The sequence below is a fragment of the Belliella marina genome, from assembly GCF_042682445.1.
Classification (GTDB): Bacteria; Bacteroidota; Bacteroidia; order Cytophagales; family Cyclobacteriaceae; genus Belliella; species Belliella marina.
In genome coordinates this window covers 223172-244027 of sequence record NZ_JBHUHR010000039.1, presented here as the reverse complement: position 1 = coordinate 244027, position 20856 = coordinate 223172, and the positions used below count along the sequence as shown (strand labels likewise).

16 protein-coding genes are annotated in these 20856 nt (G+C 40.3%); 5 read left to right on the top strand and 11 right to left on the bottom strand.

From position 1 onward, the window contains the following. Nucleotide 1: 1 nt before the first annotated feature. A complete protein-coding gene (gene pxpA / locus ACFSKL_RS14955; RefSeq protein ID WP_376887120.1) occupies nucleotides 2-733 on the bottom strand; it encodes a 5-oxoprolinase subunit PxpA in 732 nt (243 codons plus the stop codon). Nucleotides 734-999: 266 nt separating this feature from the next. On the opposite strand from pxpA, the gene ACFSKL_RS14950 reads away from it, so the two are divergent. Together ACFSKL_RS14950 and ACFSKL_RS14945 are read left to right on the top strand one after the other, a co-directional pair. Then, nucleotides 1000-1212 carry a hypothetical protein gene (locus tag ACFSKL_RS14950; protein WP_376887119.1) on the top strand — a complete coding sequence of 71 codons (213 nt, stop codon included), beginning with the start codon at nucleotides 1000-1002 and terminating at the stop codon, nucleotides 1210-1212. A gap of 88 nt (nucleotides 1213-1300) precedes the next feature. Continuing rightward, a complete protein-coding gene (locus tag ACFSKL_RS14945) occupies nucleotides 1301-3316 on the top strand; it encodes an alpha amylase C-terminal domain-containing protein (protein WP_376887118.1) in 2016 nt (671 codons plus the stop codon). A gap of 134 nt (nucleotides 3317-3450) precedes the next feature. Here the strand turns inward: ACFSKL_RS14945 and ACFSKL_RS14940 are convergent, their stop codons facing one another. Both ACFSKL_RS14940 and uxuA read right to left on the bottom strand, forming a co-directional pair. Further along, complete coding sequence (locus ACFSKL_RS14940; protein WP_376887117.1) at nucleotides 3451-4635, bottom strand: Gfo/Idh/MocA family protein; 1185 nt, start codon at nucleotides 4633-4635, stop codon at nucleotides 3451-3453. Nucleotides 4636-4724: 89 nt separating this feature from the next. Next, nucleotides 4725-5906, bottom strand: coding sequence for a mannonate dehydratase (uxuA, locus tag ACFSKL_RS14935; RefSeq protein WP_376887116.1), 1182 nt, complete (start codon nucleotides 5904-5906; stop codon nucleotides 4725-4727). A gap of 152 nt (nucleotides 5907-6058) precedes the next feature. Between uxuA and ACFSKL_RS14930 the strand changes: the two genes are divergently transcribed. Next, nucleotides 6059-7075, top strand: a complete 1017-nt coding sequence (locus ACFSKL_RS14930) for a LacI family DNA-binding transcriptional regulator (protein WP_376887115.1) — start codon at nucleotides 6059-6061, stop codon at nucleotides 7073-7075. A 48-nt stretch (nucleotides 7076-7123) separates the two neighbouring features. Here ACFSKL_RS14930 and ACFSKL_RS14925 read toward each other — a convergent pair whose 3' ends face one another. The 4 genes from ACFSKL_RS14925 to ACFSKL_RS14910 form a co-directional block, all read right to left on the bottom strand. After that, complete coding sequence (locus ACFSKL_RS14925; protein ID WP_376887114.1) at nucleotides 7124-8833, bottom strand: RagB/SusD family nutrient uptake outer membrane protein; 1710 nt, start codon at nucleotides 8831-8833, stop codon at nucleotides 7124-7126. A gap of 24 nt (nucleotides 8834-8857) precedes the next feature. Beyond that, nucleotides 8858-11878 (bottom strand): SusC/RagA family TonB-linked outer membrane protein, encoded by a 3021-nt coding sequence (locus ACFSKL_RS14920; RefSeq protein WP_376887113.1) that lies wholly within the window; start codon nucleotides 11876-11878, stop codon nucleotides 8858-8860. A 581-nt stretch (nucleotides 11879-12459) separates the two neighbouring features. After that, entirely contained in the window at nucleotides 12460-13809 is a 1350-nt protein-coding gene (locus tag ACFSKL_RS14915) for a Gfo/Idh/MocA family protein (protein WP_376887112.1), read from the bottom strand. A gap of 12 nt (nucleotides 13810-13821) precedes the next feature. Continuing rightward, nucleotides 13822-15210, bottom strand: a complete 1389-nt coding sequence (locus tag ACFSKL_RS14910; protein ID WP_376887111.1) for a 3-keto-disaccharide hydrolase — start codon at nucleotides 15208-15210, stop codon at nucleotides 13822-13824. Between the two features lie 226 nt (nucleotides 15211-15436). Between ACFSKL_RS14910 and ACFSKL_RS14905 the strand changes: the two genes are divergently transcribed. Next, a complete protein-coding gene (locus ACFSKL_RS14905) occupies nucleotides 15437-16282 on the top strand; it encodes an SDR family oxidoreductase (protein ID WP_376887110.1) in 846 nt (281 codons plus the stop codon). Nucleotides 16283-16350: 68 nt separating this feature from the next. Here ACFSKL_RS14905 and ACFSKL_RS14900 read toward each other — a convergent pair whose 3' ends face one another. Beyond that, nucleotides 16351-16854, bottom strand: coding sequence for a GNAT family N-acetyltransferase (locus ACFSKL_RS14900; RefSeq protein ID WP_376887109.1), 504 nt, complete (start codon nucleotides 16852-16854; stop codon nucleotides 16351-16353). A gap of 430 nt (nucleotides 16855-17284) precedes the next feature. Here ACFSKL_RS14900 and arfB point away from each other — a divergent pair, with 430 nt between their 5' ends. Beyond that, entirely contained in the window at nucleotides 17285-17701 is a 417-nt protein-coding gene (arfB, locus tag ACFSKL_RS14895) for an alternative ribosome rescue aminoacyl-tRNA hydrolase ArfB (RefSeq protein ID WP_376887108.1), read from the top strand. Nucleotides 17702-18154: 453 nt separating this feature from the next. Here the strand turns inward: arfB and ACFSKL_RS14890 are convergent, their stop codons facing one another. The 3 genes from ACFSKL_RS14890 to ACFSKL_RS14880 all read right to left on the bottom strand — a co-directional run bounded on the left by ACFSKL_RS14890 (nucleotide 18155) and on the right by ACFSKL_RS14880 (nucleotide 20845). Then, nucleotides 18155-18811, bottom strand: coding sequence for an ROK family protein (locus ACFSKL_RS14890; RefSeq protein ID WP_376887107.1), 657 nt, complete (start codon nucleotides 18809-18811; stop codon nucleotides 18155-18157). After that, nucleotides 18786-19067, bottom strand: coding sequence for a hypothetical protein (locus ACFSKL_RS14885; RefSeq protein ID WP_376887106.1), 282 nt, complete (start codon nucleotides 19065-19067; stop codon nucleotides 18786-18788). The genes ACFSKL_RS14890 and ACFSKL_RS14885 overlap by 26 nt, the downstream gene beginning before the upstream one ends. A 212-nt stretch (nucleotides 19068-19279) precedes the next feature. Then, entirely contained in the window at nucleotides 19280-20845 is a 1566-nt protein-coding gene (locus ACFSKL_RS14880; protein WP_376887105.1) for a calcineurin-like phosphoesterase C-terminal domain-containing protein, read from the bottom strand. Between the last annotated feature and the right edge of the window lie 11 nt (nucleotides 20846-20856).

Here is a 20856-nt window from a genome sequence, read left to right as displayed (position 1 = left end):
TTTAAATTGAAATTTGGGTATGGATCATTTTCAAGATCTCCAATGCAGCTGGATTATCTCCATGAACACACAATGTATCAGCATTGACAGGTATGGATTTCCCTGAAATAGTCTTGATGGATTTTCCGAAAACCATTGTTTTTACATGCCCATAAACCTCATCTGGGTTTGTCAATAGGGCTTTGGGATGATTTCTAGATACCAATGTCAAATCGTCTTCATAATTTCTGTCAGCAAATATTTCAAGGGCTATCTTTACATTGAATTGAGGTGCAAGTTCCGAAATGATTGAACTAGGTGGACAATAAAGTATGGCATCGGGATAATCAATCCGTATCAGATCTAGGAACATGGTTGCTAGATTTTCTCTTTTGGCCAAATCATTGTAAAGTGCACCGTGCGGCTTGATGTGATGGATTTTTAAGTTTTGGGATTGACATACTTTTGCAAAACCAGCTAGTTGGGAAAGTAAGGATTCCTTCAATGCTTTCATTTCAATATCCAAGCTAATCCTACCAAAATTAGCATGATCAGGATAGGAGGGGTGCGCACCAATTTTGACATCGTATTTTTTTGCCAAAGCCAATGCATTGTATATAGTCACTGCATTTCCATAATGCCCACCACATGCAATGTTACAACTTCCCAAAAAAGGCATCAAAAGTGCATCGTTGGGCATGCCCTCTCCCAAATCGCAATTTATGTCGATAGCTGTATTGATCTTACTCATCATATCAAAGTTAACTTTTTTACCTAGTACAATTAGCTTGAAACGTGATTTTTCCAATTCTTTGTTGACATAGAATATGGATGTGTGATAGTACAAAGTTTCAAGTGTGGTCTGAGTACACGATGGTTACATAGCAGACGATGAAGAGTTCCCAGGGTTGAGCCAATGGATGGCATGAAGATGCCCATCAATTACTACGGAAAATAATGCTTGGATTTATTTCAAAAACGACCATAAATATTAACTTTGTCCAACCCTAGTAAAAAGATATGGAAACACTATTCACACTTATTTTGCTGACAGCAATATATGGACTTGCGTTCCTTTCCATTATGCCAGAAAGGTACATCAAAAAATTGAACCCATCATTTCGCCATAGACATTTGCCAGAGTATAAGAAATTTGCATTGGGCGGTTCTATTTTCCTATGTTTTCTTTTTGGTTATATCTGTGCTTCGGCAATGCTCTACTTTTTTATCTGAGTCTATAAAATTTTAGGAAGGATTCTATCTCATTAAGCGGAAAGGAGTCCATTTTTTTCTAAATTAGAATTCCATTAAAACTATTTTTGTGAAAGACCCTAACATTCTTCCTATCATCCAAGATGAATCTTGGCTAGAAGGACATACCCAGGACATATATAAGCGATATCAGAGATACCAGTCTGCAATGGAGGAAATCATTTCCTATAGTGGAAGTATTTTGGAATTTGCCAGGTCACATGAGTATTATGGTATCCATTTCGAAAAACTCAGGAATGGCTGGATTTATAGAGAATGGGCTCCAAATGCACACAATCTTTTTTTAACGGGGGATTTCAACCAATGGGATAGGTACAGCCATCCGATGAAACGGAACTATCGTGGAGATTGGGAGATTTTCCTTCCCTATGATAAGTACAAGGATAAAATTCTGCACAAAGGAAAAGTAAAGGTACATGTAGAAGCTGATAATGGAGCTTATGATAGGATTCCTGCTTACATCAGAAGGGTAGAGCAAGATCCTGAAAACCATGATTTTGCTGGTCAGTTATGGTTTCCTGAAACTGAATTTCAATGGACAGACCACGATTTTTCGGCAGAAAACAACAAATCACACCCCTTGATCTATGAATGTCATATAGGAATGGCACAAGAGAAACTTGGTGTGGGAACCTATTTGGAATTTGCCGAGAATATACTTCCCCGGATCAAAGCAGGTGGATACAATACCATCCAAATGATGGCAATCATGGAACATCCTTATTATGGGTCATTTGGCTACCATGTCTCCAATTTTTTCTCACCTACCTCAAGGTTTGGTACTCCGGAAGAATTGAAATATTTGGTCAATAAGGCTCATGAAATGGGTATTTCTGTCATCATGGACATAGTCCATTCCCATGCTGTCAAAAATATCAATGAAGGTCTGAATGAATTCGACGGTTCAGACCACCAGTATTTTCACCCTGGACCAAAAGGATACCATGAAGGTTGGGACTCAAAATTGTTTGACTATGGAAAGCTGGAGGTTAAGCAATTCCTTTTGTCAAATATCCTGTATTGGATGGAAGAATTTCATTTTGATGGATTTAGGTTTGATGGTGTCACATCGATTTTGTATCTGCACCATGGACATACTGACTTTGATTCTACAGAAAAATATTTCGATGAAGGAGTGGACTACGATGCAGTCCTATATTTACAACTTGCCAATACCTTGATCCATACCTATTCCGAAAACCAAATCTCCATAGCAGAAGAAGTAAGTGGTATGCCGGGGATCAGTCGATCTCCAGAGGATGGTGGAATAGGATTTGATTTTAGATTGGCTATGGGAATCCCTGATTTTTGGATCAAAACCCTGAAACATAAACCGGATGAACATTGGGACATGTTCGAGATGTGGCACGAGTTGACGAATAGGCCCAAGAAAGAAAAAACCATAGCTTATGCGGAATCCCATGACCAGGCATTGGTAGGAGACAAATCCATTGCTTTTTGGCTGATGGACAAAGAAATGTACTTCAGCATGGGAGTAGAACAAACAAATTTGGTAGTAGATCGGGGGATGGCACTCCACAAACTGATCAGATTGATCACTATCAGTCTTGGTGGTGAAGGGTATTTGAATTTTATAGGAAACGAGTTTGGGCATCCAGAGTGGGTGGATTTTCCTCGTGTGGGTAATGATTGGAGTTATCAATATGCCAGAAGGCAGTGGTCTTTGGCAGATAATGAAGACTTAAAATACAAATACTTAGATCTCTGGGACAAGAAAATGATCAGTCTGATCGATCAACACAAAGTCTTGAAATCAGAGCATGCCAAGCAGATTTACCTTGATGCAGAGAAAAAGATTTTGGTGTTTGAGCGAGCTGATCTGATTTTTGTATTCAGTTTCAATATCAGTGAGTCTTACTTTGGATATGAGATCAATGTCCCAACTCCCGGTGAATATATGGTAATCCTTGACTCTGATGAATCTGAATTCGGCGGTTTTCAGAGGATAGATCCCAGCATAAGCTATCCTACTGATGACCAAAACAATATTCAAATCTATCTGCCAAATAGAACAGCCATGGTTTTGGAAAAACGGAAAAGTTGAGTTGTAATATTCACCCAATTTCCACACCCTCAAGCTGAATTGAGTTGGGATGAGTATATTGGGGATTGATATTGTTTCATTAAAAAGGGGGCAAAATGCCCCCTCTTTTTTTTCTCCCAAACATAAGACTTTATTTATCCCTGCCATTTTTGCAATACGCCAGTTTTCAGGGATTCATTTGCCATAGCCACTGCTATGGATGTATTTCCTCCATTGAAGACATTGGAATAGGGTTCAGTAGATTTTTCTATGGATTTATAAAAGTCCTCCAAAGCATAGTATGTCCCATCTTTCAGGGGCTCATTTAGCAATTTGATTCCTTCTTTGTTGTTTGACCACTCGATTTTTGTAGCACCGGAGACACCATCGATCTGTTGGAGTTCTTTCAAATGGTCTGGTTCGGGGTAGAAGTAACCATCATTGGTCAATAAAGATATGGTTCCTTTGCTACCCTTTATTTTGAAGATATAACCCTCATATTGGTTGCTGCAAGTAGCACCATAATTACCAATTATACCCTCTTCCTCATATCTGACCACCACCTGAACATTGTCAAAGGTCTCTCGACCATCTTTGAAATGATCAATGCCTCCTGTCCCAAAGATATTGGTAGGTACGGTATCAAAAGCCCAATGGACAAAATCCATCTGGTGGGAGAGAAGCTCTGCAACCAGGCCGCCCGAATACTCTTCATACATTCTCCAATTTATCTGTCTTTCCAACTCTGGACTTGGCACATGCCTTCTCCAATTGTGATTCCTATCCCATCTGGATTCTATCTGGGTCACTTTCCCCAAATACCCTGATTGGATATAATCTTTCACCTTAAAATAAAGCGGGGAATACCGGTATTGGTGGCCAACCTGAATCGTCTGCTTTGGAAACTGTCTATGCAATTCCTGCAAAGCTTTTGCTTCTTCAATGGTATGGGTCATGGCTTTTTCCAAATAGATATGCTTGCCTGCCTGCAAGGCAGTTTTGGCATGATCAAAATGCATGGAAAGTGGCGTGGCGATGAAAATGATATCTACCCCTTTGTATGCTGCCATTTCCCTATGGTCTTTAAAAACCTTTACATCAGAATCCAGCATGGTTTTACGGGCATTTTGGATCCTGAAATCCAGGGTTTCACAAATAGCGGTGACTTTATACTTCTCCGGCATTTGTGCCAAGACACTGTGGAGTCCAGAACCACGGTCTCCATAGCCCAAGATCCCGACTTTATATTGTCTGTTTAAATGATGATGTATAGAAAATGCAGGTATAGCTGCTCCAACTCCAAGTATGGCACCTGCTTTTATGAAATTCCTTCTTTTCAACGGTTACTTTTTTAGGTTTTAGATTTTTGAATATAGTTTGTATATGTTCTTAATCCAAAACTGTCTTTTTCCAACGGTAAATTTTCTATTTAGTATTTACAGAAAATAATACCTTCTTCGACTCCGCGGATTTCTGCCAATCCTTTGAGTCTTCCAATGGCAGAATATCCTGGATTGGTTACTTTGTTGAGATCATCCAGCATCTGATGTCCATGGTCGGGGCGCATGGGGATTGACCTGGCCAGCTGCTGCTGAATAGTGATCAATTCTGAGATTACACGGACCATCGGCACATCTCCTTCCAGATGATTATCTTCGTGGAAGTTTCCATTTTCATCTCTTTTGGTACTTCTGAGGTGTATAAAATGGATCCGCTCGCCAAATTCCTTGACCATTTCGGGGAGGTTGTTTTCCGAAATGACCCCATAGGAACCTGTGCAGAATGTAATTCCATTATAGGGACTTGGATTTTCTGATATCAATCTTCTCACATCCTTGGATGTACTCATGACTCTCGGCAAACCAAAAATATCAAATGGAGGATCATCGGGATGGATGGCCAAAAAGACTTTGTTTTCTTCGGCTACGGGAACAATTTCAGAAAGGAACAACCTCAAATTTTCTTCCAATCCACTTCTTCCAATCCCATCATAAGTATCCAATGCAGCCTGAAACTGCTCCAAAGTATATCCTTCCTCGGAACCAGGCAATCCTTTGATCACATTGGTGACGATGAGTTCCTTTGATTTTTCGTCCAATCCTTCTAAATATGCTGCGGCTTTGTTGATTTCCTCTTCAGAATAATCTTTCTCTGCGTTTGGTCTTTTGAGTATAAAAACATCAAATGCCACAATTGCATTTTTTTCAAAACGCAAAGCCTTGGCTCCATTGGGAAGTTCAAAGGACAGGTTTGTCCTGGTCCAGTCCAAGATCGGCATAAAATTGTAGCAGACGGTAAATACTCCTTCAGCCGCCAAATTTTCAATACTCGTTTTGTAGTTCTCTATATAGGTTTTATAATTTCCAGAACGGGTCTTGATTTGTTCATGTACCGGGATAGACTCCACCACAGACCACACCAGACCAGCCGCTTCCACCTCCTGCTTCCGTTTGCTGATTTCCTCCCTGGTCCAAGTTTGACCATTGGGAATATGGTGAAGTGCGGTCACTATTCCGGTAGCACCTGCTTGCCTGATATCTTTCAGGCTGACTGGGTCTTTTGGGCCATACCAACGCATGGTCTGCTCCATTTTAAATATCGGTTGATTCATGTATTCGTGTTAAAACTTATGGTTCAAAGTTTAATTTTACAAAATAGAATGACCGATTCATGTGTATTTAGGGATTTTATGTGCAATCGTTTCCGAAATTTTAATCATATTTGAACCTCCTTGTACACTTTTAAACCACTCTACATTTTGCAATGGCTGAAATTACAATAAAATATTTAGCTGAAAAACTTAAACTCGCCCCTTCGACGGTATCAAGGGCTTTGAATGATAGCCATGAGATCAGTGCCAATACCAAGAAAAAAGTGTTGGATTTGGCAAAGGAACTGAATTTCCAGCCAAACCCGTATGCAAGAAGCCTGAGAGAACAAAAGAGCAAAACAATAGGAGTGATTATTCCTGAGAGGATCAATAATTTTTTTAGCCAAGTGATCGATGGAATGGAAACTGTAACCAAAGTTCATGGATATCACTTGCTGGTATATAATTCCAATGAAGACATAGAGCAGGAGAAGAATATCTTGACCTTGTTACTTGGGGGAAGGGTAGATGCACTCGTGATGTCTATCTCCGGGCAAAATGAAAAATCAAAACATTTGGATATTTTGAAGAACAGAACAACCCCTGTTGTGTTTTTTGACAGAATCCCGCATGATTTCCCAACCACAAAACTCATTACCAACGGCTATGAAGCCGGATACAATGGAGCTACCCATCTCATCAAGAAGGGTTGTAGGAAAATCATCTTTTTGGTCTTATCAAAAGAGATTTCTATAGGAAAAGAAAGAATGCGAGGGTATTTAGATGCATTGAAAGCACATAACATCCCTTTCGAAAATAGCTGGATAGTCGTCTGTGGACATTCGGAAGCCAAAAATATCGACTTATTGGAAAACCTTTTTTATAAGCTTGACCGACCCGATGGTGTATTGGCCTCTGTAGAGAAACTTGCTTTGGCTACCTACAGGGCACTTGCCAAGACTAACATCAAAATGCCGGATCAGGTGAAGATGATCAGTTTTTCGAATATGAAAATTGCTGATTTATTGAATCCACCATTGTCTACCATATCCCAACCTGCATTTGAAATCGGTAAGGAATGTGCCAATCTGCTGATGAAAAAGTTGACAAGAAAAAACCAACCGGACTTGGAAGATAAAACCATCGTCTTGCCATCCCAAATCAGCCTGAGAGAATCTACCGGAAAATAAAAAAGACCTCCCAAACGAGAGGCCCTTTCTAATAACAAGTGGTAATTATTAGTATCCCGGGTTTTGCGGGAAATTTGCTTCACCACCGATAACCCTATCAATTTGGTTTTGTGGTATAGGTCTGAGTACATGGTGGTCTTTGATATTGGCTGTTGCGTCGAGATTGTGTAACCTGACTCTTTCCAACAACAAACCCCAACGCTTCAAGTCAAACCATCTCATTTGCTCACCCAATAACTCCCTTGCTCTTTCTTCGACAAAGAACTCAAGATTGATGTCAGCTGCTGTCACTTCCATGGCTGCTTCTTTCCCTGGAAATGCTGCTCTTCTTCTTACATGGTTGACAACTGTGGCTGCTTCGGCATTTTTCCCTTGTCTGAAAAGTGCTTCGCCCAGCATCAGGTAAGTATCTCCCAACCTGAAAGCTATATAATCCCGGCCGCCTTCAAACTGGGTCAAATCAGCCCTTCCGGGGTCAAGGAATTTATTCAAAGTAGGGTATAATTTATCTGTATATAAACTCGGTGTCAATACCTGATAAGGTTTTGTAGCCCTCACAGCACTGGAAACTTCCACTCCTGGCAAATACATGGCCGTATCGCCTAAGGCAAAAGTGACTGAAGGTTTTGAGGTATCAAATGTGGTGTTATAAGTTCCCGGCCTATTGCTATAGAAGACATGCTTGAAGGATTTTTGATATCGGGCATCATTTTCCCTATCAGCAAATACTACATTCAATGTATAATCGGTAGGCCTAAACCTTTTGAATGGCCTGCCATTTTCGGTATCTCTCCTCATACCTGGCTGAATATCATATTCCATAAGGAAAAACACATGGCCATTGTTTCCTGAGTTCAAAACAGGGTTTTCATTTGTATTATTCTGTAAATTAGTCAATGGATCGCGGGTATATTGGACAGAGAAGATGACTTCGTCATTGACTTCATTTCCAAAACCATGTACATCCTGATAATCAGGTAAAAGTATAAACCCATAATCTGAAACCACCTTTTTCAACAGTACCTCCGCTTTGGCATAATCGTCACTGGCCTGTGCTTCAGATGTGGCTCTGGTCAAGTGTACCTTGCCCAGTAGATGCTCAGCTGCAGGACGTGTGACCCTTCCGTAATCACTCGACCTGATGACAGGAGGAAGGTCTGGAATGGCCTCGTTCAAATCCTTGATGATAGCCTCATATACTTGGGCAGCTGTTGATCTTTCTATTTCTTTGGTAGGCAAAAGGGTTTCAGTCAGCCTTAAGTCGACCCCTCCGAAGAGCTGTACCAATATAAAATAATAATGGGCCCTGAGGAATCTGACTTCTGCCAAGCGCATATCCATAGTTGCATCTGCTATACCAGTCACATTTGGGGCTCTATCTATCAGTGCATTGCAGGTATTGATCCCCCTGTAGAATTCATCCCATATTTCATTCAGTTGGCCAGTTCTGGAGTCAAACTGGTTGGTATATTCATTGATGAATTTCCAGCTCCCATCTGAACCTTGTCTATAAGTATCTGTACCAAATACGGTAAAGTTGTTTCCCCTTTCGGTACCATACCACATTCTCAAAGTGCTGTAGGCTGCATTGACACCATCATTGAATCCATTTGCGGTATTCATATAATCGCTCCCTATCCTGGAAATGACATCTTCATCCAATAATCCCTGACAGGATCCTGCAATGAACAAAACCAGAAGTATGGTGGATTTGAGCAGTCTGGATGATTTTATGTATGTTTTTATTATGGTTTTCATAACTAGATTGTTTAATTGTCCGGATTAGAATCTAACATTAAGGCCTAAGGTATATGTAGTAATGGCCGGTGCAACATTTGAACTGACCCTTCCACCTTCTACTCCCTGCTCACCATCTATGAAGGTTTCAGGATCTATGCCCTTGTATCTAGACCTGTATTCTGCAAAAATGAAGGGTTGCTGAATGCTGGAATAAATCCTGAGACTTTGCATTTTCAATTTATTGGCCAAAGGTGTTGGCAATGTATATCCCAGATTGATGTTCCTGATTTTGACAAAGGAACCGTCAAAATATGTCATGGAGGAATTATACTTCGGGAATTCCTGGTTTTGGTTTGGCCTTGGGAATTCATTGGTTGGGTTTTCAGGTGTCCAATAATCCACCGCTAGGTTATTATATCTTCCAAACAGGTGGTTGTTTGCACTGTGGAAATCACTGCGAAGCATTTGGCCCACTCTTGCGAATACAAAGAACGAGAAGTCAAAGGCTTTATAGTTGAACCTATTGGTGACACCAAGGATGAAGTCTGGAACTGCAGAACCTAAAATCTGTCTGTCATTGGCATTGATGACTCCGTCACCGTTGAAATCTTCTATTTTGATTTCACCGGGCTTATCTCCATATGATTCTGCCACATCTTCCTCATGGGTCTGCCAAATCCCGATTTTTTTCAGGTCATAGAATACAGAAAGTGGCTGTCCTATAAACCTTGCTGCCGCGATGTCATCTACCTTTCCACCGGCAAGGCTTAGGATGCGCTCTTTATTGGTATTGAAAACTACATCTGTTGACCATCTGAAATTAGATTTGTCAATATTGATTGAACTTAAGGTCAGCTCAAAGCCAATGTTTTGAGTCTGCCCAACATTGGTTATGAATCCACCAAAACCTGTTGAATTGGGTAGTGGCTGGGGGGCAAGTAAGCTGCTTGTACGGGTATCATAAAATTCCATGCTACCACTCAACCTGCCTTTGACAAGCCCAAAATCCAGACCTATGTTGAGTGTTGCGGATGATTCCCATCTCAGATCTGGATTCCCGATGGAGTTGGGCCTGAATCCGAAGGCAGGAGTTGTTCCAAAGGCATATACAGTTCTGCCCAAGAGTGGCTGGGTTTGGTAAGGGTCAATTCCCTGGTTTCCAATTGAGCCATAACTCATTCTCAGTTTCAACTGGTCTATGCTTGAATTGGCCATAAATGGTTCATTGGTAATGTTCCATGCTAATGCAACTGAAGGGAAATATCCCCATTTGGTATTAGAACCAAACCTAGAAGATCCATCTGCCCGCATGGTTGCCGTCAATAAATACTTGTCTTTAAATCCATAATTGATCCTCCCCATGTAGGATAAGAGAGTCCATTCTATCAACTCTGTATTGGCACCGGTAATCTGACTTGCATCTCCCAACCGGTGATATAGCTGACTGGCAGCTGGAATTCCCAGCACAGATATATTTGACCTTTCTGACTTGTCTTGCTGAAGTGCCTGAAGACCTGTAAAATTCAATCTGTGATTATCGTTGAAGGTCTTTTCATAGGTCAATATGTTTTCAAGTGTATAGTTAAAATCCCACCTTTCGCCTATACTTCCTGTTGGCTGGGCTCCCCTTCTGGCATTGGTCTGTGAACCTATAAACCTTCCTTCCCTTTGAAAACTGAAATCAGGACCGAAGTTTGTCCTGAAAGATAGGTTTTTGTGGAGTTTGACCGTAGCGTAAATACTATTGAACATCCTGTATCTAGATACTTCATCGAGATGGGCTCCTGGTACAATTTCTGCAAATGGATTGGTTCTCAATCCGTCATTGGTAGGAAGAAAGATCAGGTTGCCATTATCATCAAATGGTTTTCCGAGTGGATTCTCCTGCATGGCTCCACCGATTGGGTTGAAGTTTTCTCCATTTCGAAGGCTGTTTACCAATAGGGTGGAGGTACCCACTGTAATCCTGTCATTGATTTTATGGTCAAGATTTACCCTGAAAGTATATCTTGAAAAGTCCTGGTTCTTGATAACCCCGGTTTCATTGAAGTAGTTACCTGAGATAAAGAAGGTTGTTTTTTCACTGCCTCCCTGTACGCCCACTTGGTAATTTTGGATGATCCCGGTCCTGAGCAAGGCACCGACATAATCGGTAGATCTACCCGAAGCAATACCTTCCAATTCGACAGGTTCAAAAAGCGCTGCATCTGCATCTGGAGTGGCAGGTCCTTCAGGGTAGTCACCAGTAGCCCTTCTTGACTCTCTTTTGTACTCGGCAAATTGTGGACCATCCATCACCTCGATTCTTCCCAGTGATTTATTGATCCCGGTAAACATGTCGAAAGAAACAATTGTCTTGCCTGCCTTACCTCTGTTGGTAGTCACGAGTACGACTCCATTTGCACCCCTGGAACCATAAATTGCTGTAGCAGAAGCATCTTTCAATACTTCCATAGAAACGATGTCTTGGGGGTTGATATCATCAATATTGCCTACAATTGGAATATTGTCAACCACATACAATGGGTCATTTCCGGCATTGAAGGACCTTCTTCCCCTGATTCTGACTTGTGGTCCTGCGCCAGGCTTACTTCCTGCGATGGTTACATCAACACCTGCAGCACGGCCTTGTAATGCCTGCCTTGCATTGGAAATCGGTAGTTCTTGGATTTCTTTGGAACCAACTGACGAAATGGCTCCGGTCAATTGGCTTTTCCTTTGGGTACCGTAACCAACGACAATGACTTCTTCCAAGTCTGACAAATCAGTTTGGAGGATGACATTGACAATGCTTTGATTGGCTACCAGAACTTCTTTGGAAACAAAACCTATGAATGAAAAAGCAAGGGTTCCATTGTCTGGTACTGTTATACTGTAATTTCCATCCAAATCGGTAGTGGTACCGACTGTAGTGCCTTTTACGAGGACGGTTGTACCTGGAATCGGATCATTTGATTCATCGGTCACCTGTCCTCGTACTACCCTCGATTGTCCGTATAGATTCATGGACAATGCAAGCAGGAATATGAAAATTCCTGATTTTAAGTAAAACTTCTGTTTCATGATAAATTGGGTTATGGTTAATTATTAAGGTAAAGCAATGTATTTTCTAATCTTTTAACTGCACATGGAGATACATAAAAAATATTCTACCAAGTTTTGATTGTTTTGCCTAATTAAATTTAATAGTATTGTTGAAAAAAAAAGTAAGCTATCTCACTAAATTACGCAATCGATTGCGAAAATGGGATTTGTTTTACAAGTGGGTAGGGTTCTTCTGAAATTTAGTCAAGAGTAATATTTATCAGTCAAAATTCATTTATAATGAAATTTAACCTTTCATTATAGAGGAAAATAGCTCGTCATTGCACGAAGATATAAGTTTGATATTTTTGTGTCCTTTGTGTATTCATAGTGTCCCTTGTGGTTAAATTTTTTCACCACTAAGCCAGATAAAATAGGGCTGGAAACTATTCAACAGAAATATCAACGCTAATTCATTTACTGGTAAATTCCCTGTATCAAAAGTATTATAGGACTGTCCTCAACATTTATTTTTATCCTATCAAAGATACTCCATAAAAAAAGGCATTGAACCCAACTGATTTGGGTTTCAATGCCTTTGTTCAAATTGAAATCAAGTTTTAAATTTTTGGTTCCCAGCCTTTTTCATATTCTCGGGACCAAAGTTCCATTCCCTTTCTGTTGTAGATATGGCCATTGGCGGTATTACAGTCAAAATCCTCACCGATCCTGGACGAAATATTTGCCAAATGGCATAGCAAACTGCTCTTGGCACCTTCATCGATTGGTGAGCGTTGTTTTCCTTTTCCCCTGATGCTATCGAAGAAATTGACTACATGCTCAGTACTGGTATCACCACCACCACCTAAGCCTGTTCCACTTTCTTTTCCAGCTGATCTTACTTCTTTGACCAATTTTCCGGATACATCATACAGCCGATAAAGTTCGCGGTCGATAAATACAGAACCATTCGTACCTGAAATGACTGTTCCCCGGCCACCACCATACATGTTATAGTTATTCCTGCTTTTTCCATCCCAGATGATGGTCTTATTATTGTCAAATTTGAATGTAGCCAACATCGTGTCATACATTTCCCATCCATCTTCCGGAAAATGATATTTACCGGAATCAACAGCTACATGGTTTGGAAATTCGACCTGCAAAGCCCATCTGGCAATATCCAGCTCGTGGGTTGCATTGTTGCCCGTTTCGGCTGTCCCGAAATCCCAGCCATACCAATGCCAATTGTAGTTCCAAGTATCATGCATGTAAGGTTTTCTTGGAGAAGGACCTTGGTACAAGTCCCAATCCAATCCCTTCGGTGGATTTGATGGGCTAGGTAAAGGAACCTGACCTCTTCCATTGTTGTAGAATGCTGTAGCCATGTATGGATTTCCGATTACTCCATTATGAATCTCTTTGATTATTTCAATGGTATGGTCAGAAGAACGCTGCTGGTTGCCCATTTGGACTACTTTCCCATATTTTTTCTGGTATTCTACAAGCAATTCACCTTCTCTCGGATTGTGGCTACATGGTTTTTCTACATATACATTTTTTCCAGCTTCCAATGCCAACCAAGTCCCTGGTGCATGCCAATGATCGGGAGTAGCATTGATAATGGCATCTACACTTTTGTCTTCTATTACTTTGAAAAAACTGTTTTCAAGCTTTGGTGTATAGTCCAACCTCTTGGAAAATGTAGTGGCCGCTTTTTCCCTTTGGGATTCCATCACATCACAGAGGTAAGCTACCGTGACATTGTTTTTGCCATTGGTCAAGGGAGGGATAAATGCTTCCAGCCTTCTTCCCAATCCAATTACCGCTACATTGATCCGATCATTAGCCCCCAAGATGTTTCCATAGCTCTTGGCTGAGAAACCCAAAGAACCAAGAGAGGATATACCGGCAGAAAGAAGTGTCGTTTTCTTGATAAACTCTCTTCGAGATGATGATTTGTTGTTCATTTTTCAGACAAGTTATTGTAGGGTTTTGATCTTGATATTTTTGTAGCTTACTTCATCACCATGGTCTTGAAGTAGGATTCTTCCTTCCTTAGCTTCCCCAAAATTCTCCCAAATTTTGTATTTGCTTTGTGCAACGAGCTCCCGGAACTCTTCTGATCCCCTCACATATTCCAATACTTTTACTCCATTGATATAATGCTCCACTTTGTTGTCAGGATAGACTACTATTCTGCCTTGGTTCCATTCTCCCGGTTTGCGTACAAACCTGGCTTGTTTTGTGGATGTTTTCAGATCATAAAGTGATGACAATGTTCTGTTGCCATCTCTGCCCATTTTGGCATCGGGGTGTCTTTCATCATCCAATATCTGATATTCCAAGCCTATTGCCGAACCAGTATTTCCCTCTGATAAAGTGACAAAATACTTCACGCCACTATTTGCCCCTTCTGTGATCTTAAAGTCAAAAGCCAAGTCAAAAGCACTGTACATCTCTGTGGTCACAATATCTCCGAAGTTTGTGGATTCCGAACCATCAGCTCCCTGGATTGTCAATACACCATCTTTGATATTCCATCCTTTTTCAGGGAAGGTTTCTTTATAGGCACCAACCCAACCATCTGAACTTTCTCCATCAAACAATAGCTTCCAGCCATTTTGCTTCTCCAGATCTGTCAATTCATTGTATCCGGTGTTTACTACGAAGACATCACCTTTGAATGGCTTTGGCTCCAAATCTTCGGTTTGGATCCTGACATTTCTAAAATATGTTTTCTCACCTACATGTGCTTCATCATAGATTGAATGAACCTGCAATCCTACAAATCCACTCTTGTCCATATCATCTACTACATAGGCTACTTCTTGGCCATTGATCCATGATTTGATTTCATTGCCAATAGCTTCTATTCTATAAGTGTTCCATTCCCCCATTTTGAAGGCAGATTTGGCGTCCGGGTTTAAATCCAGTGGGTATAACCAGCCTCTTCTAGCTTCATCGTAAAGCCCCCCTGACCAAGCTCTATCTGTTGGGTCAGATTCGATCTGGTATCCATAGACCAGTCCTTTGCCACCTCGACCCGATTGGTCATACTGGCCACGAACCATCACACCGGAATTGGAAGATGGGTGGTTGATCATAATGTCCACTTCCAAAATATAATCCCCAAAGGTCTCTTCTGTAATCAGAAAAGTGTTTGGTGTATTGAATATGGCAGTACCTATAATCACCCCGTCTTTTACTTCAAATGGAGCTTCTCCCATGACTGTTTTCCAGCCATTTAAGGTTTCTCCATCAAACAAATTTCTCCAATTTCCATCTGTTTTTTCTTTGGGTTCAGATTTACAGGAAGAAAATCCCAATACCAGTCCGAACAAAAGCGCTAATGTTTTCAAATTTTTCATTTTATTGTTTTGAGTTCTATCGTTTTCAAAGTCCAATATTGAGAATTATGCGGTAATAACAGTATTAAAAAGCTTTAATTTACGAAATCGTTTGCGAGATGCAAACCCAAAATCAATATTCCCAACCCAATGAAATCGTTTGCGTACTTTTTGATTGTTTGGTTTGCCTCTCTTTGGTATAATCTTCAAATTGCTGACATTATAAATAAGGAGAGAAAACGAAAACATGGATAAGATAACTCAATCCCTAGAAGGAAAAGTTGCGGTAGTTACCGGTGGTGGTGGTGTACTTTGTGGTGTATTGGCACTGGCTTTGGCAAATGAAGGTGCAAAAGTGGCTATTTTGGATTTAAATCTGGAAAAGGCAGAAGAGGTTGCTATATCATTAAGAGATAAAGGAGTAACTGCCATTGGTGTAAAAGCCAATGTCCTTCAAAAAGAAAGTTTGGTAGCTGCACACAAAGAAGTCAATGAAAAATTGGGACCTTGTGATATATTGGTCAATGGCGCAGGCGGAAACCACCCTATGGGAACTACAGCCAAGCCATTCTTGGAAGAAGGTGATCTGGATACAGAGGGGTTAAAGACCTTCTTTGATCTTGATCCCGAAGGGATCAAGTTTGTATTCGATCTCAACTTTATTGGCTCTTTGCTACCTACTCAGGTTTTTGCAAAAGATATGGTAGGAAAAACAGGTTGCTCTGTCATCAACATTTCCTCCATGAATGCATTTACACCATTGACCAAAATCCCTGCATACAGTGGGGCAAAAGCAGCTATTTCGAATTTCACCCAATGGCTGGCAGTCCATTTTTCAAAAATGGGTATACGCGTAAATGCCTTGGCTCCAGGCTTTTTCTTAACTGAACAAAACAGGACCTTGCTGACCAATGAAGATGGAAGCTTGACTGCTAGAGGCAACCAAGTGATAGATCATACGCCATTAGGCAGATTTGGGAAACCAGAGGATTTGAATTCAACCTTGTTGTGGTTGGTGGGAGACGGTTCTTCTTTTGTGACGGGGATAGTTGTACCTGTTGACGGTGGATTCAGTGCTTTTAGTGGCGTTTAAAAATTTCAATAATTTAGGGTTTATAATATCAATCAGCTCCTTTCTATGTTGGAAGGAGCTGATTTCTTTTATTGCACTTCCATTTCCAATACCAAGTCATCCATGATGAAGCCATTTCCTATGTCGATTACTTCCTTCCTCACTTCTTTGAAACCCAGATACAGATAAAAGTCAATTGCACCTAAATTGAATCGGTTCACATTGAGATAAAGGGATCCAAACCCATTTTGGATAGTCAGCTTCTTAACTTCATCGATCAGCTTTCTCCCTATTCCTTTTCCCTGGGTATTGGGTAAAATGTAGATTTTGTGAATCTTAACCTTTTTGCTGTTTTCACTGGCGAGTTCATAACTACAAAATCCCAAAAATTTTTCATCTTCAGATGCCAACAAAAAAACATGGTTTTTCTCGTTCATTTGATTTTTCAGGGCATCCAAATCATACATCCAGTTCAACATATAATCTATTTGAACAGGAGTCAGGATGTTGGAAAATGTCTCAGGCCAAGTAGCGTATGCAATTTTCTGGACTTCTATCAACTGATCCAAGGAGGCTTTACGGATTTCTATCATGTATAAATGATTCGTTGGTGAATTATCACAAAATTAATATTCCTTATCGATGATTGGATAGATTTCCCGCAGATTTTTGGTTATTGGCAAAGTTAGAATGAAGCAGCTATCTATTAAAGAGATATTCTCGGATGCACTTTAGCCGCCTTTCGTCGAAACCAAACTTATCGGTCTTTAGCCGATAGTAGTTTAGTTTCTGCTGCTGTCAACCGTCGACGATTATCCGATTGATTGAATAATTCAATTTACATACTGGTGTCATTGCGGATACTCATATCTAAATATCTCCAGCAAAGGAACTATTTGGTCTCTTGACTGTTAACTTTTGACCGTTGACGATTATCCGAAACTTAATAGCTTTGTTATTTCCTTACTGGCAAAGTAGCGGATAATCATATATTTAGATTATTAGAAAGGCAAACCCAAGCAAATGCATATTCATAAGAAAATAAAGCTCCAGCTATTCAACCCAGAGTTTGAGTTCCAAATGTCAAGGAGCAGTGGTCCTGGAGGGCAAAATGTAAACAAGGTAAATTCCAAAGTCCAGCTGTTTTTTGATATCAATGGATCCCAAGTGCTTTCTGATGAGGAAAAGGAAATCCTGATGGCAAAATGGTCAGCAAAAGTAGATGCTACAGGAAAGATGATGTTCCAAAGCCAGGAAAAGCGCTCCCAATTGCAGAATAAAGAAATAGCCATAAGAAAGTTTTATGATGCTCTCCATAAAGCCTTCGAGAGGAAGAAAATACGCAAAGCAACCAAACCAAGTAAAGGGGCAATAGAAAGCAGACTAAAAGCCAAAAAAGTGAATGCCGACAAAAAGAAAAACAGGAGGGGGGAGTGGTAGTCACAACTCTTTCAATCTGAACCTCTTTTTTGGAACACTACAGGTCTTTGGGTACTGGTATTTCTTTCAAGAGTTGGATATGTTTTGGGGAGATTCTTTATTTCGCCCCCAAAATCCTAAAAGGCAACATAAATATACCCTTTACCAAATCAAAAGAAAGTTCGACTGCAAACCCCAATAGTCGAAAGGGGAGAAGAAGTAGCCAAACAATTGGATATAACAACAAAGCCAAAATGGCGATTGGCCAACATAATATAAATAGGATACACCAAAGTAGGAAACTGATCATAACTGTATTTTAAATTATCAGCTCCAAAAAAAGTACCAGTATCAAAAAGGCTCTACAGGCTATCATAGAGCCTTTTTACATTTTGTATTGTTTCAATACTGAACAGTTCAAGCAACAATACGGACAGAATTTTAAAGTGAATTTGACTTTAATACTTAATGCATCTATCGATCTTCCCACATTTTCAATCCACCGTCAAATGCCATATGGTTGTTTCCCAGTCTGCATTTTGGTGGTAGTTTGGTCAAGTGCTTTGAATTTCCTCCACCTAGGACTATGTCATCTGGAATAAAAGCGATGGTAAACCTTCTGACTACTGCGTTCACATGCTTTGTCCATTTCCCAACCCCCAGGCCCTTTAATCCTTTTTTGCCTAGATAATCTTCAAAAACCCCTTTTTTATAAGACAGATGAGCCAGTTCCATCGGAACTACATGGCCATGGCTAACGATCGCCGAACCCAATCCAGTTCCCAACCCGAGAAAAAGCATCACTCCAGATTCATAAGAACCCAATGCCTGCATGGCAGCATCGTTCATGATTTTGATGGGTTTCCCCAATGCTGACCCAAAGTCAAAACCTACCCAGCCATGACCTAGGTTTTTGGGCTCTGAGGTGATCTTTCCTTCTTTGATAACACCGGGAAAGCCAATGGAAATTACTTCATACTCCCAATCTTCTGTATGTTTCAACACTTCATTCACCATGTTTTGGGGTGTCATAAAAGTACCGGAAGGAATCTTGCGTCTCTCTTCACCATTATTAACCCTAACCTTAACATTAGTTCCCCCTATATCAATAACCAATATTTTCAAACCCATATTTATTTTTTTCAAATTCCAATTTAGAAGATATTTCACATTGAACAAAGCATAGTTTTGGTTGGGCTATAATTTTCTTCATAAATGGCAAAACAAACCTCCGATGGAATAATACCAACAAAGTGAAGATATCAGGGCTAAGTCCCTTTGGGAAAATTGGATATAAAAGAGGCCATCCCAAATTTGAGATGACCTTTTTAACTGTGTTGGATTGAAATATCTTATTATGTATATCCGCTTTTACACCAGTAGCCATTTATAATATTGTTTGAAGTTCATTTCAATCGGCTGTGGTCGGATGACTGTAGACTGTTGATGATTATTCTCATAATTACAAGTGATATGTTCACCTTCTGGTGCCATTGTGGATAATCATAATGTTTTTAAATATTGACTAAATAACTATTCAAACAATATCCTTGAATAGCTAACTGGATGGTAAACATCCATAAATCCTGGGATCAATGACTATTTCTCCCGAACTTCCATTTTTGCTTGGGAAGAATGCTTTTGTCCATACATGTCTGTCGCTTCAACTTCAATGGTGTGGACTCCCACAGGCAATTTATTCGGTATATTAGCTCTCCACAAATGATGACTCTGTCTTGGCAATGAAGGTCTTTTGCCATCCAAAAGCTTTTCTGTCGTATCCCATTGCAAAAGGTCGACAAGATATTTTGGATCATAGTCTTCGAGGTAATTGAGTTTTACCCATTTGCCATTATTGATCCTGTATTTTACTTCATCACCTTCTGTACCCATGAAGAAATTGACATAGATGCCGGAAGTTGTCTTTTTCCCCTGTTCGATTACTTTTGGGGCGAATATTTCCATTTGGTAATCTGGAGATTTTCCTGCGACCTGATACCTGGTTTTGTATTGGTTTCCATCTATATCCAAGAAAACATAGCCTTTTGGAGTTCCATCCCTCATGGTAGAAGTAGGCAGGCCGTTTTCATCCAACACGCCTTTGTACCAATCCCCCGAAGGTGTACCGGCATTGTAATGGTGATGCGGCTTCTCCTGCTTCCAACCATCTTCTTTTCCAAAGAAATCCTGTCTCTGGTAATGTGTATGTGCTGAAAAAGACAAAGTATTAGGGTAATCTGCCAGCAACTCAAAAAGCCTTTCTCGATCTGCATCCCTGAAAGAATCACCTTCTTCAAACAATGGGATGTGCATTGCCAAAATGATCAATTTGTCCTTGGGAACTAATTTTAAGTCATTTTCAATAAACTCCAACTGATCATCCCTAAATCCTCCCCAATAGCCTACACCGTCCCTTGGGTCAGGATACAGGATATTTTCCAAAAGGATAAAATGTACATCTGCATAGTTGAATGCATAGGTAGCCGGCCCAAAATGTTCTTGGAATGTTTCATCTGATAATCTGTCTTCTTCCACATCAAAATTCAGGTCATGGTTACCCATGATATTGTACCAGGGAATCCCGATTTTTGACATAACCTTAGAGTAATGGGGAAATAGGCTTAAATCATTCCCAACCAAATCTCCCAAAGAAACCCCAAAAGCTACACCTTCTACACCTTCAAGGTTATTGACGATTGCTCTTTCGAAAAAACCAACTTCTTCCAGATCATAGGGTTGTGGATCACCGAAAATTAAGCTTGTGAACTTTTTGTTCTCCTGGACTTTTCGAAGCCCAAAGTCTATGGATTTTGGAAGTGGGCCTGTCTTGTCAGATCCTTTGAACTCCAGTTCTGGTGATCCAGTAGGCTTGTGGATATAATAATGCTTTGGGAAATTATATTCGTTCAATGGCAAGGAGTATCCAGTAGGCTTGATGACAAAAACCAAATCGCCATCACTCACCTCAATGCTGTATGCTCCCTTATCATCGGTTGTGACTACCTCTTTTCCATTGGATATGCCTACTCCGGAAATCCCTTTTTCATTTCTATCTTTTTTGCCATTGCCATTGAGGTCCTCAAAAACTAGTCCCTTGGCAATTTCTTGGGCGGAAATATTACCTACAAACAAGGTAAAGATGATCCCACTGATGATTTTTTTCATTTGTGTTATAT

What these genes read in the sequence shown, in the direction of transcription:
- pxpA (WP_376887120.1), bottom strand. Translation starts at nt 733, where the DNA reads ATGATGAGTAAGATCAATACAGCTATCGACATAAATTGCGATTTGGGA.
- ACFSKL_RS14950 (WP_376887119.1), top strand. Translation starts at nt 1,000, where the DNA reads ATGGAAACACTATTCACACTTATTTTGCTGACAGCAATATATGGACTT.
- uxuA (WP_376887116.1), bottom strand. Translation starts at nt 5,906, where the DNA reads ATGAATCAACCGATATTTAAAATGGAGCAGACCATGCGTTGGTATGGC.
- ACFSKL_RS14930 (WP_376887115.1), top strand. Translation starts at nt 6,059, where the DNA reads ATGGCTGAAATTACAATAAAATATTTAGCTGAAAAACTTAAACTCGCC.
- ACFSKL_RS14925 (WP_376887114.1), bottom strand. Translation starts at nt 8,833, where the DNA reads ATGAAAACCATAATAAAAACATACATAAAATCATCCAGACTGCTCAAA.
- ACFSKL_RS14920 (WP_376887113.1), bottom strand. Translation starts at nt 11,878, where the DNA reads ATGAAACAGAAGTTTTACTTAAAATCAGGAATTTTCATATTCCTGCTT.
- ACFSKL_RS14915 (WP_376887112.1), bottom strand. Translation starts at nt 13,809, where the DNA reads ATGAACAACAAATCATCATCTCGAAGAGAGTTTATCAAGAAAACGACA.
- ACFSKL_RS14910 (WP_376887111.1), bottom strand. Translation starts at nt 15,210, where the DNA reads ATGAAAAATTTGAAAACATTAGCGCTTTTGTTCGGACTGGTATTGGGA.
- ACFSKL_RS14905 (WP_376887110.1), top strand. Translation starts at nt 15,437, where the DNA reads ATGGATAAGATAACTCAATCCCTAGAAGGAAAAGTTGCGGTAGTTACC.
- ACFSKL_RS14900 (WP_376887109.1), bottom strand. Translation starts at nt 16,854, where the DNA reads ATGATAGAAATCCGTAAAGCCTCCTTGGATCAGTTGATAGAAGTCCAG.
- arfB (WP_376887108.1), top strand. Translation starts at nt 17,285, where the DNA reads ATGCATATTCATAAGAAAATAAAGCTCCAGCTATTCAACCCAGAGTTT.
- ACFSKL_RS14890 (WP_376887107.1), bottom strand. Translation starts at nt 18,811, where the DNA reads ATGGGTTTGAAAATATTGGTTATTGATATAGGGGGAACTAATGTTAAG.
- ACFSKL_RS14885 (WP_376887106.1), bottom strand. Translation starts at nt 19,067, where the DNA reads ATGGCTACTGGTGTAAAAGCGGATATACATAATAAGATATTTCAATCC.
- ACFSKL_RS14880 (WP_376887105.1), bottom strand. Translation starts at nt 20,845, where the DNA reads ATGAAAAAAATCATCAGTGGGATCATCTTTACCTTGTTTGTAGGTAAT.